At 52.5% G+C, this 12,361-nt stretch carries 12 protein-coding genes and 1 tRNA gene; 12 read left to right on the forward strand and 1 reads right to left on the reverse strand.

The annotated features are described in order from the left end of the window. Positions 1-26: 26 nt before the first annotated feature. Positions 27-98, reverse strand: a tRNA-Glu gene (locus B0I18_RS18920). Positions 99-601: 503 nt separating this feature from the next. Between B0I18_RS18920 and B0I18_RS18930 the strand changes: the two genes are divergently transcribed. The 12 genes from B0I18_RS18930 to B0I18_RS25140 all read left to right on the forward strand — a co-directional run bounded on the left by B0I18_RS18930 (position 602) and on the right by B0I18_RS25140 (position 12,347). Next, positions 602-1,123, forward strand: a complete 522-nt coding sequence (locus B0I18_RS18930; RefSeq protein WP_106524315.1) for a hypothetical protein — start codon at positions 602-604, stop codon at positions 1,121-1,123. Next, the gene (locus B0I18_RS18935) at positions 1,107-3,488 is read left to right on the forward strand and encodes a heavy metal translocating P-type ATPase (RefSeq protein WP_181358528.1); all 2,382 of its coding nucleotides are present in this window, start codon (positions 1,107-1,109) and stop codon (positions 3,486-3,488) included. The genes B0I18_RS18930 and B0I18_RS18935 overlap by 17 nt, the downstream gene beginning before the upstream one ends. Positions 3,489-3,580: 92 nt before the next feature. Beyond that, positions 3,581-3,754, forward strand: a complete 174-nt coding sequence (ccoS, locus tag B0I18_RS18940) for a cbb3-type cytochrome oxidase assembly protein CcoS (RefSeq protein WP_106524346.1) — start codon at positions 3,581-3,583, stop codon at positions 3,752-3,754. Further along, positions 3,744-5,906 carry a cytochrome-c oxidase, cbb3-type subunit I gene (ccoN, locus tag B0I18_RS18945; RefSeq protein WP_245882118.1) on the forward strand — a complete coding sequence of 721 codons (2,163 nt, stop codon included), beginning with the start codon at positions 3,744-3,746 and terminating at the stop codon, positions 5,904-5,906. The genes ccoS and ccoN overlap by 11 nt, the downstream gene beginning before the upstream one ends. After that, positions 5,893-6,051, forward strand: a complete 159-nt coding sequence (locus B0I18_RS18950) for a CcoQ/FixQ family Cbb3-type cytochrome c oxidase assembly chaperone (protein ID WP_106524317.1) — start codon at positions 5,893-5,895, stop codon at positions 6,049-6,051. Before ccoN ends, B0I18_RS18950 begins: the two co-directional genes overlap by 14 nt. A gap of 19 nt (positions 6,052-6,070) precedes the next feature. Next, positions 6,071-7,240 carry a cbb3-type cytochrome c oxidase N-terminal domain-containing protein gene (locus tag B0I18_RS18955; protein ID WP_106524318.1) on the forward strand — a complete coding sequence of 390 codons (1,170 nt, stop codon included), beginning with the start codon at positions 6,071-6,073 and terminating at the stop codon, positions 7,238-7,240. A 3-nt stretch (positions 7,241-7,243) separates the two neighbouring features. Beyond that, a complete protein-coding gene (ccoG, locus tag B0I18_RS18960; RefSeq protein WP_106524319.1) occupies positions 7,244-8,650 on the forward strand; it encodes a cytochrome c oxidase accessory protein CcoG in 1,407 nt (468 codons plus the stop codon). Between the two features lie 16 nt (positions 8,651-8,666). Further along, positions 8,667-9,110 (forward strand): FixH family protein, encoded by a 444-nt coding sequence (locus B0I18_RS18965; RefSeq protein WP_106524320.1) that lies wholly within the window; start codon positions 8,667-8,669, stop codon positions 9,108-9,110. Then, a complete protein-coding gene (locus B0I18_RS18970) occupies positions 9,110-9,823 on the forward strand; it encodes a sulfite exporter TauE/SafE family protein (RefSeq protein ID WP_106524321.1) in 714 nt (237 codons plus the stop codon). The genes B0I18_RS18965 and B0I18_RS18970 overlap by 1 nt, the downstream gene beginning before the upstream one ends. 98 nt (positions 9,824-9,921) lie before the next feature. Further along, positions 9,922-10,278: an S-adenosylmethionine decarboxylase family protein gene (locus B0I18_RS18975; RefSeq protein WP_106524322.1), complete on the forward strand. Its 357-nt coding sequence runs from the start codon at positions 9,922-9,924 to the stop codon at positions 10,276-10,278. Between the two features lie 3 nt (positions 10,279-10,281). Continuing rightward, on the forward strand, positions 10,282-12,183 hold the full coding sequence (locus tag B0I18_RS18980) for a DUF4178 domain-containing protein (RefSeq protein ID WP_106524323.1): 1,902 nt from the start codon (positions 10,282-10,284) through the stop codon (positions 12,181-12,183). A gap of 2 nt (positions 12,184-12,185) precedes the next feature. Further along, entirely contained in the window at positions 12,186-12,347 is a 162-nt protein-coding gene (locus B0I18_RS25140) for a hypothetical protein (protein WP_181358529.1), read from the forward strand. The last annotated feature ends 14 nt before the right edge of the window (positions 12,348-12,361 follow it).

Below are 12,361 nucleotides of genomic sequence, written 5' to 3' on the forward strand. Positions count from 1 at the left end.
ATTTTCATCTTAACCCGGTTGCTTCGTACCACGTACGGGAATCGAACCCGTGATTCCTCCGTGAAAGGGAGGCGTCTTAACCCCTTGACCAACGCGGCATTTCCGTTTGCTTTGGGATTGCAAAGGTAATGCAGAAAATCTTTTTCAACAAATTATTTCTGCATGATTTTTTATTTTTTTTCAAAACTGCACGCCAGCCCTCTTACACGCAGATTTACCAGCAGGATCATCGTCTTTACCAACCCCTCTTTTATCCCCGGCCTGCACAAAAGATCCAACTTCCCATACCTGATATCCCCTATCTCTTTTCCAATACCGCATATCCAACACCCCATATCTAACATCTAACACCCCATATCTAACACCCTATATCTAACACTCCATATCTAACATCTAATACCCCATATCCAACATCTAATATCTAATACCCCATATCTAACGCCTCATATCTAACACCTCATATCTAACACCCCATATCTAACATCTAACATCTAACATCTAATACCTCCTGCCTAACCATGATCAAAATCATATTCCCCGACCACCGGCATCATTTTTCAACTGCTGTGCGTATGGCAATTTTGCCGTTCAAAACAGGCCCATGCAGTACCCTACCCCAACCGGCTTCAGCCGGCTCGCTACAATCCCCACCCAACAACAGATAGAACTGCTGTTGCAGGAGATTTACCCGCAATTATTTCAGCAACTCAACCTGCTCAACGATGCGCTCTCGATATGGAGCAAAGAGATGGACAACACAAGTACCGGGGCGCTACTCCTTAAAATAAACGAAGAGCTGATCCAACTGTACCGTAAAGAACAAGGGGAGCTCTACCCGTTCCTGCTGCAGCTGGATGCCGAGGGCCAGCGATCAGACTGCTGCAGTCCTTTTAAAAAGGTGAAAGTACACTACAGCGCCCTGCTTACCGCCGGGGCGCAACTGCAGCAGGCGCTGGCACTGCCGGAGACCGCAGAACCCGTGCCGGATGCAGGCCAGGCCCTGGGCCGCTTTTTACAAGAACTGATCAGCATCCAGATCCATAAAGAAAAATATGTACTGGCGCGCTTCAGGAACTGCACCGGTAGTTGCAAAACGATAAATAATGATGGACACCCTCACTGAGCTTACCTGCTTCCATTGCGGCGATACCTGTACCGACAGGACCATTATCCTCGAAGACAAACATTTTTGTTGCGGCGGCTGCAAAAGCGTGTACCTGCTGCTTAACCGTAATAACCTCGATCATTACTACTGCCTCAATACAACGCCGGGCAGCGCTATGCGGGCAGTACAACCGGAACAGTTCCGCTTCCTGGAAGAGCCTGCCATAGCCCGCCGGCTGATCACCTTCAGCAACAAAGAGCAAAGCCAGGCTACCTTTTACCTGCCCGGCATCCACTGCAGCTCCTGCTTATGGCTGCTGGAGCACCTGGGACGCATCCACGAAGCCATTCTCGATTCGCGGGTAAATTTCGCAGCTAAAGAACTGTCCGTATCGTTCCTGCACAACAGCATAAGCCTGAAGGAGGTGGCCGAACTGCTCACCGCTATCGGCTATGAACCCTATATCACTACCGAAGAAGCGGAAGCTAAACCGGCTACCACCTATTCGGCGCGCAAAGCGGCTTATAAACTGGGCATCACGGGCTTTTGCTTCGCCAATATCATGCTGATCAGTTTTCCCGAATACCTCGGGCTGGAAGCCTTTGCCGCCCCGCAGCTCGCTACCTTCTTCCGGTATGTCAACCTGCTGCTGGCACTGCCCGTGGTTGGCTACGGCGCACGCGAGTTCTTTACCAATGCCTGGTACAGCTTCCGGCAGCGGTATATCAATATCGATGCGCCCATAGCCCTGGCCATTACCGTTACGTTCTCCAGGAGTGTATACGAGATCCTGTCGGGCACGGGCGCCGGTTACCTTGATAGTATGAGCGGCATCGTATTCTTCATGCTGCTGGGTCGTACCCTGCAAAACCGCACCTATAGCACCCTGCGGTTCAACCGCGATTACCAGTCGTATTTCCCCGTTGCCGTTACGGTATTGCAAGGCGAACAGGAAACAGTGCGCAGTATAAAAGAGATCGAGGCCGATGACCGGCTGTTGCTGCATCACCAGGAGGTAGTGCCTACAGATTGCATCTTATCGAAAGGACAGGCAGAGATCGACTACAGCTTTATTACCGGCGAAGAAGCGCCGGAACAGGTAGCCATAGGCGGACTGATCTATGCCGGCGGCAAGGTAAACGGTGCCGGTATCGAGGTCATTGCCGTAAAGGCATTTTCGCAGAACAGCTTTACCCGGCTCTGGAACAACGAGATCTTTTCGGCCGGTAAAAGCGACCGCAAATCTTTATCCGAGCATATAAGCCGGTATTTTTCGCTTTGTGTATTGCTGATCGCTACGGCGGCCTGGTGCTACTGGCAGTATACCGATCCCGCTTATGCCTGGAATGCCTTTACCGCGGTGCTTATCGTGGCTTGTCCCTGCGCACTGTTACTAACCACCACCTTTACTTATGGGCACCTGATCCGTCATTTTTCGGAAAGCGGCTTCTTTGTAAAGAATGCCCGCACCCTGGAACAGATGGCCATAGCCGACTGTATCGCCTTCGACAAAACAGGTACCATTACCGAAACCCGGGGCGGGGCGGCCGAAGCCGCCTACCTCGACTGGACAGCCGATGAAAAAAATGCGATACTTTCCCTGCTCTCGCAGTCGGCACACCCCTTGAGCAAAGCGATCTGCCAGACGTTTCCCGGTTTCCGGAAGCACGCCGTAAAACACTACCAGGAACTTGCCGGCAAAGGAATAGAAGGCATCGTGGAGGGTCGCAGGATCCGCGCCGGTAGCGCTCAATACGTGCAGGCGCCCGGCACCGCCACCACAGACAGCAACGTATGGATCAGCGTAGAGGGCGTGATCAAAGCACATTTCCGCTTTGCCAATAACCTGAGGTCCGGAATACAAGAACTGCTCCACCGGTTGCGGTCCTATAAAATGATCCTGCTGAGCGGTGACAACGAAAGCAGCAAAGCCCGGATGCAGCAACTATTCCCACAAGGCACCGCACTCTATTACCAGTGTTCGCCACAGCAAAAACTGGAACGGATACAGGCCCTGCAAAACCAGGGGCATAAGGTACTGATGGTGGGCGACGGCCTGAACGATGCCGGGGCGCTGCAGCAAAGCGATGCCGGCATTGCCGTAATGCAGGATTCCTTTACCTTTTCACCGGCCTGTGATGCCATTATCCAGGCGGGGCAAACCCGCAACCTGGACCGGTACCTGAAAATGGCACGGCAAAGCCGCAGGCTTATCCTGGGTGGTTTCGGCTATTCCCTCCTATTCAATCTTGCCGGCCTCTTCTTCGCGGTAAGCGGCGAGTTATCGCCTATGATCGCCGCCATCCTGATGCCGGCTTCCTCCTTTGGTATCATGATGATCGCCTATACCGGCGTTAAGATCATAACCCGTAAAAAGGCCTGACAAAAACATGACGAAAATCATACGGCGGGCTAAGCAACAACATTTTACAACAAGCGCGCAGGATGCAATTTTGTACCATCAAATTATCCTTTATGATCGTCATCATTTTCCTCCTGTCTGCAAGCCTCCTGGTGGCATTGTTCTTCCTCGGCGCCTATCTCTGGAGCGTATGCTCCGGCCAGTTCGATGATGATTATGCTCCCGCACACCGCATCTTTTTCGAAGACAGCAATAATAACGACACCGCACATAACAATGAAAAATAGCAATACCATGCAGGCAGAACAGTTTTATTACGACAACAGGATTGTAAAACAATTTGGCATAGCCACGATGATCTGGGGGCTGGTGGGTATGCTCGTAGGCGTTCTGATTGCCTTCCAGCTGGCCTACCCCGCCCTGAACTTCGGCATACCCTATACCTCATTCGGCAGGCTGCGCCCCATCCATACCAACGCGGTGATATTCGCCTTCGTGGGGAATGCCGTGTTTGCCGGCGCTTATTACATTATGCAAAGGGTATTGAAAGCCCGCCTGTACAGCGACCTGCTCAGCAAGATCCACCTCTGGGGCTGGCAGCTGATTATCGTACTGGGCGCTATTTCGCTGGCTATGGGTTATACTACCGGTAAGGAATATGCCGAACTGGAATGGCCTATCGATATCCTGATCACCGTGATATGGCTGGTGTTCGGCATCAATATGTTCGGTACGATACTGCGCAGGCGTGAACGGCACCTGTACGTGGCCCTCTGGTTCTTTATCGGTACCTGGGTAACGGTGGCCATGCTGCATATCGTTAACTCATTTGAATACCCGGTAAGCCTGTTTAAAAGCTACAGCCTGTATGCCGGCGTACAGGACGCCCTGGTACAATGGTGGTACGGGCACAATGCGGTGGCCTTCTTCCTGACCACGCCTTTCCTCGGCCTTATGTATTACTTTGTGCCCAAAGCGGCTAACCGGCCTATCTATTCCTATCGCTGGAGTATTATCCACTTCTGGGCGCTGATCTTTATTTATATCTGGGCCGGACCGCATCACCTGCTCTATACCGCGCTGCCCGCCTGGGCACAGGCTTTGGGTACGGTGTTCAGCATCATGCTGATCCTGCCCAGCTGGGGCGGTATGCTCAACGGCCTCTTCACCCTGCGCGGCGCCTGGGACCGGGTACGCGAAGATCCTATTCTTAAAATGTTCGTAGTAGCGCTTACCTGTTATGGTATGGCTACATTCGAAGGCCCGATGTTGTCGCTGAAAAATGTAAATGCCATCAGCCACTATACCGACTGGACCATTGCCCACGTACACGTAGGCGCCCTGGGCTTTAACGGGTTCCTCATATTCGGCATGTTGTATTATATGGTGCCCCGCATGTGGAATACCACCCTCTACTCCCGCAAAATGGCCAATACGCATTTCCTGCTGGGTACCGTAGGCATCCTGCTGTATGCCATCCCGCTCTACTGGGCCGGCTTTTCGCAAAGTATTATGTGGAAGAAATTTACCGAAAGCGGTCAATTGCAATACCAGTTCCTGGAAACTGTTACGCATATCATACCCATGTATATCCTGAGGGGTATCGGCGGATTGTGTTACCTGGGAGGAACCGTACTGGCTGCGGTAAACCTGTATAAAACCACCAAAGCGGGCCGCTTCGTGGCCAACGAAGCCGCAGAGGGTGTGCCTTTGAAAGCACAGGCCATGCCGGTATCCAAAATGCACTGGCATAGCGTGATCGAACGCAAACCGATACGCCTGCTTATTTTCAGCCTGATCGTAGTGGCTATAGGCGGTATGATCGAACTGATCCCGACCTTCCTGATCGACAGCAATGTACCGACCATCGCTGCGGTGAAACCCTATACCCCGCTTGAGTTACAGGGCAGGGACATCTATGTGCGCGAAGGCTGTTATACCTGCCACTCGCAGATGATACGGCCTTTCCGTGATGAAGAGGCGCGATACGGCGAATACTCCAAAGCCGGCGAATTTATCTACGACAGGCCTTTCCAATGGGGCAGCAAACGCACCGGCCCCGACCTGCACCGCGTAGGCGGCAAGTATCCCGACAGCTGGCATTACAAGCATATGAACGATCCGCAGGAGATCAGCGACGGCAGTATTATGCCGGCCTACCCCTGGCTGCTGGATAAGGACCTCGATACCAGCAATACGGCGAAGAAAATACGCGTGATGCAATCGCTGGGCGTACCCTACCCCGAAGGTTATGACAAGATCGCCAATGCGGAGCTGCGCAAACAGGCGGATGAAATAACCGCCAGGTTACGCTCCGAAAAGATCAAAGCGGTAAGCAGTAAAGAGATTATCGCGGTGATCGCTTACCTGCAACGCCTGGGTACCGACATTAAAAAAGAACCTTTAACCACACAAAATACGGATCATGAAATTCACTAATTATCTCAAGGATATCGATCATGTAAGCATCTATCCTTTACTCTCCCTGGTCCTGTTTACAGCGATCTTCCTGTTCGTCATCATCTATGTATTCAGCGCCGATAAAAGCAAGATGAACGACAAAGCCAATATACCCCTGAAATAGTCTTTAATTCTGCAAGAGCATGATCAACCCTAAATTTTCTATCCTGAGTAAAAAGGCCCTGCTGCTGGGCGGCCTGCTGTTCATCCCGCAATTGTTTGCGCTGGCCCAGGAAGCCGCTACCGCCCCGGCAACGCCTGCAGCCGCCCCCATGAACAGCTATGACCTGGCCCGGTATATACTGACCGGCATGTCGGTACTGCTGCTGTTCGTTATAGCCATGCTGGGCAATGCCGTGATCGGGGCAGGCAAAATATACTGGAGTCGGCAGCGGGAACAAAAAGGCAGGAGCGCCGGCAAAGCGGCACTGCTCGCAGGACTGATCAGCCTGGCTGCTGTAAACGGCGCCCATGCGGAAGAAGCGGCAGCGGCGGCCGAAACCGTGGCAGCTAAAGGCCCTGCGTTTCCCACCGACCTTTACTTCCTGCTGATCGTGGTAAGCCTCGAATTTGCGGTGGTATTGATCCTGGTACGGATGCTGTTCCGTTTCCTGGGCTTGCCGGTACAGACACCCGCGACTGAAGCGAAAAAAAGATTCGACTTTAAAAAGTTTTTCCAGAAGGTAAACCAAACCGTGCCCCTGGCCGATGAAGACAGCCTGGATATGGCGCATGATTATGACGGCATCCGCGAGCTGGACAATAAAGTACCTGCCTGGTGGCGCTATGCCTTCTATGCCAGTATCCTCTTTGGCGTAGTATACCTTTACCGCATGTTTGGGACGGGCAGTATACCCGACCAGATCACCGAACTGAATACGGCCAACGAAATCGCTGCGGCACAACAGGCCGAGTACCTGAAAAACGCAGCCAATAATGTAGATGAAAACAATGTAGCGATGCTGGACGCAGCCGGTATAGCCGAAGGCGGCGCCCTATATGCCAAGAACTGCGTGGCCTGCCACGGCGATAAGGGCCAGGGCGGCGTAGGCCCCAACCTTACGGATGACTATTGGTTGCACAAAGGCGGGATTAAAGATGTGTTTCATTCGATAAAATACGGCTGGCCGGAAAAAGGGATGAAGTCCTGGAAAGACGACTTCTCGCCTGCCCAGATCGCCCAACTGGCCAGTTATGTAAAATCGCTGCATGGCAGCAATCCACCGGCAGCCAAAGAGCAACAGGGTGAGTTATATACCGAAGAAAGCGCTACGGCCACGGCCGCTACAGATACCACGAATAAAAAATCTTAAGTCATGAGCAGCGAAGAGCGGGACAACAGGAAAACAGACTTTGGCGATCATATAGCGACTGCCGATGCCGGCGGTAAACGGAAATGGATCTATGCCTTGCAGCCCAGGGGCCGGCTCTATAACCTGCGCAGCATCATCAGCGTGCTTTATCTCCTGGTCTTTTTTACCCTGCCTTTTATCAGGATCAAAGGCAACCCGCTTTTCCTGTTCAACTTCCCCGAAGCGACCTTTATCTTTTTCGGCAAAGTATTCCTGCCCCAGGACTTCCTGCTGGTGGGCATCGGTATGCTGGTATGCCTGCTGTTTATCATCGTATTCACCCAACTGTTCGGACGGGTATTCTGCGGCTGGGCCTGCCCCCAAACGGTATTTATGGAAATGGTCTTCCGCCGTATCGAATACTGGATCGAAGGCCCGGCCAATAAACAGGCCGCGGCCAACCGCAAGACATGGACAACCGAAGTGTATATCCGCAAAGGCTTCAAGCACCTGGTCTTTTTCCTGGTCTCCCTATTGATCGCCCATACCTTCCTGGCTTATATCATAGGCACAACAGCCCTCTTCCGTATGATGACGGAACCGGTAAGCGCACATATCGGAGGCTTTATTGCCCTGCTGGCTTTCTCTATCGTATTCTATATCGTGTTTGCCTTTATACGGGAGATCGTGTGTACGGTAATATGCCCCTATGGCCGCCTGCAAAGCGTGCTGCTCGACAAGAACTCGATCGTGGTAGCCTACGATTACCTGCGGGGCGAACCCCGCTCCCGGCGCAGGAAAGAGGCTGCTGCAGCTCCGGCCGGCGATTGTATCGATTGTAACCTCTGTGTCCAGGTATGCCCTACGGGTATCGATATCAGGAACGGCATACAGCTGGAATGCGTGAACTGCACGGCCTGCATCGATGCCTGTAATATGATGATGAAAAAAGTGAACCGTGCACCGGACCTGATCCGCCTGGCCAGCGAAAACAGTATTGCAGCAGGCGCCAGGCCTAAAGTAACCGGCAGGGTAAAAGCCTTTTCTGTACTGCTCCTGGCCCTGTTATCTGCGCTGGTGATCTTACTGGTAACCCGCTCCATGTTCGACGCCACCATACTACGGGTACCCGGCCAGATCCTGCAGGAAAATACAGACGGTACGGTAAGTAACCTGTACCGCATCAAAATCGTAAGCAAAAGCCTGAAACCGGAGCCTTACCACCTCGAAACTACGGACGGCAAGGCGAAGATCGAACTGGTGGGCAAACCTATAGATTCGCTGTATACCGGTGTCGCCAGCGAAGAAACTTTTTTTATAAAAATGCCTGCCTCAAAGATCATACAGCGCAAACAAAAGATCCCGGTCCGGATCATGTCGGGCCATGAACTGGTCCAGACCAAAGAGGTAACCTTTATCGGTCAGTACTGACCTTAAAATATAATGTATGAAAGCACTCCGTCATAGCGGTAATCTCCTGCTCCTCCTTTTCGGGATCATGCTGGTCCTGATGAGCCTGCTGGTTTACCGCTCCGCCACGCAAAAGGTATCTATGGTAAGTAAGAATTATTATGAACAGGAACTGCACTACCAGCAGCAGTTGGATGCCATGAACAATACCCGGCGCCTGGATCATGAATTCTCCCTGTCGGCCGGGACGGACAGCATCCGGCTGCAGCTACCGCGCAGCATCAGCCAGGCGCTGACCTCCGGTCAACTGCATTTCTATTGCCCGGCCGATGATAAAGCCGATGTATTGTTACCTGTAAGCAGCAGTGCAGACGGCCGGTATAGCTTTAGCAGGTCGATGTTAAAAGGCCGCGGTTATATCCTGAAAATGGACCTTAACGCCGGTGGTACGGCTTATTATAAAGAGATCAAAATTCCCTGATGATGTCGAGCGCATTACTGGTATCTGCATTTTTACTGGGTATAGGCGGCAGTATGCATTGCCTGGGCATGTGTGGTCCGCTGGTGCTGGCCGTGCCCTTTCCATCGGGACGGGGTGGCCACAAGGGACTGGCCACGCTGGTTTATTACCTGGCCAAATGCCTGGCTTATGGCAGCATGGGCATCCTGATGGGCCTGCTGGGCAAGGGCATCAGTCTTATCGACTGGCAACAAGGCCTGTCTGTAGCAGCCGGCGTACTTATCCTGGTTATGGCCTTTGTGCCTGCCATTGCCCGGCGGCTTAAAGGGCATTTCCTTTTCCAAAAAGAATTCGGCAACCTCTTTGCCCGGGTACAGGCCCGGCCCCGGCTGCATTACTTTTTTGTGATGGGCTACCTGAATGGTTTCCTGCCCTGCGGACTGGTCTTTACCGCCCTGGCGGCATCGACCGTAACGGCCGCCCCCCTGACCGGTTTCCTCTTTATGTTCCTCTTCGGACTGGGCACCACGCCGGCGCTCGCCGCATTAAGTCTCTTCAAAACCCGCATCGGACTTCGCTTACAACCCAAACTACGAAAAACGGCCACGTTCATTTCCGTGTTCCTGGGCCTGCTGCTGATCCTCAGGGGACTCGACCTGGGTATCCCCTATCTCAGTCCTGCTGCGGGGGCCGGGGGCACGGTTAAAAACTGTTGCAGCAAACCCGCTGCCTAGGCTTTACCCCGGGGATTCGGCTATCGTTTGGGAGATATACGCAGATTTCTGAATACTTTTTCTTAAAATTGCGCAGTATTCCGAATCCCTGAACCCTGATGAACACTTACCTGCCCGGTTCCCATGTAATTGCCACATTGGAATCCGAACAGCCAGAACTGCTGCGCGATGCCGGCAGCTTCAAACAACTGATAGACCGCCTGGTGGTGCAATACGACCTGCGCCAGCTCGGCGAGGTCTACCATGCCTTTACGCCCGGAGGTTTTACTGGCATCGTATGCCTCAGCGAAAGCCATATCTCGATACATACCTGGCCCGAATTCCGGAAAGTGAACCTGGATATCTACCTCAGCAATTACCTGCGCGAAAATGACGGTACGGTACAGGCTATCTTCGAAACGATTGTTGCCTACTTCGAAGCCCGCGTGCTGGACCATCACAAGATAAAGCGGTAGCATATGGGCACGATCACTAATTTATATACCTGTCCCACCTGCAGCCGCAGCATTGCTTTCGGCAGCCCGGTCAACAATATGGCCATTTGTAGCTGCGGAGCGGTATGGGAACGCAGGCAGGAGCGGCTTGAACCCCTTGTCCTCCCTATTATCGATCATAGCGAAGACTATATCCAGCCCGGCACTACCGGCACCTGGCAGGGTAAGACCTTTATCGTAACCGGCAGGTTCCGCGCCTGGTTCGACGAGACCGTGTACAATTACTGGAGCATCGATATGGGCGATAGCCGCAAATGGTACCTGGGCGAAGGCTACGGGTTATACGCCATTTACGAGTTGCGCGAATCGGCCATTATCGACCGTCATGCCCTGCAGCGTATGAAAGGCGCAAACCGGATCATGCTGGAAGCCAACCAATCGTTCGATATGACCCGGCGCTGCAATGGCAGGTATCTCGATATCGAAGGCGCCTTTTACAAACCAGGCGGCAGCCAAAAAGTATCTACATACGAATGTGCTGGCGGCATCAAAAAAGTAGAGATCTTCGAATATGCACCCGACGAGATCGAAGTCTATACCCTGCATCCTGTGGCGGTGACCACCCTTAACCTGCAGCATACCCGGGATACGGAACGTACCGGTAAAAGCTTTACCTGCAACACCTGCGGCCAGGCAACTACGGTAAGGACGTATCCCTATGCACAAAGTTGGGTATGTACCTGCGGCGACCGCTATGCCCTCCAGAATACCACCCAGGTGAAACGCTCATCGGAGAATAACGGCATTACCACAACGTGTTATTTTAAACTCGGCAGCCCTGTCAAGCTATTCGATATCACCTATACCGTAATCGGCTTTGCCTCCAAGGTCGATTACAACGACAGTTCCGCAACCTGGCGGGAGTATACCCTTTATAATAAAGTACAGGGTTATGTATTCCTCAACGAATCGGATGGCCACTGGATGCTGCTGCGGGAAATGCAGGAGACGCCAACGGTCGAAGATGCGAAAAAACATGCCTTTTATTATAACAACAAGGAATTCGAGATCTTCCTGCAATACCGTTCCCGTATCCTGTATGCCCAGGGCGAATTCCCGGGCAATGTATTCAACGATGACTACGATGCCCTGGCTACTGATTTTATTTCCCAACCGGATATCTGGAGCGTAGAGCAACACTTTACGGAAGGCACGACCTGGTACTATGGTCAGTATATCGATAAAAGCCTGCTGAGGAAACAGGCAGGCGCCATGCCCTATGCCCGCGGTGTAGCGCCGGCACAGGAAAAGATGCGCGCCGATATGCCCTCGATCATACGCGCCATGCTGGTGGTACTGGGCTTATTCATCCTGGTACAATATGCGACCGTATCGACAAATTCGGAGAAAGAGCTCCTCAATAACACGTTCACGCTTTCCGATTCTACCGTTACGCAAACTTTTATATCGGATACCTTTAAGCTGAAGAAATGGAAAAGTAATCTCGAATTCGAGATCGCCGCCCCGGTAGACAATACCTGGTTCGAGCTGAATGCCACCCTGGTAAATGCCGCTACCGGCGATGAATACAGCCTGGAGCAGGGTATCGAATACTACCATGGTATAAGCGACGGGGAAAGCTGGTCGGAAGGTTCTACCCGCGAAAGTGCTTACCTGAGCAGCATCCCGGGGGGGACCTACTTCCTCCAGATCAGCAGTTCGCGCGATATGAACGTAACTTCCGAAAACACCGTAAGAGACTTCCAGCTGCGGGTGGTCAACGACAGCCCCATGTACCGCAACTTCTGGCTGATCGGGCTGATCATCGTCCTATGGCCGGTGATTATGCTGATCATGAATCATTATTACGAAAAAGAAAGATGGCGCCATAGCCCTTATTCCAAATTCAGCTACGAAAATAAATAGCGATGAAAAAATTCCTGCTTTCCCTGTTACCCATGCGCTGGTACCTGTTGTTTGCTACGGCAATGATGGGCTGGCTGGGTTATGCCAACTATACCGGCTGGCGCCTGTTCTCCTCCGGCAACCAGCAACAATGGAGCGCTTCGGGCCCCGGCGGACATAAATAACCCTTAACACATCA

Origin of the sequence: Taibaiella chishuiensis, assembly GCF_003014535.1 — a bacterium.
GTDB lineage: Bacteria > Bacteroidota > Bacteroidia > Chitinophagales > Chitinophagaceae > Taibaiella > Taibaiella chishuiensis.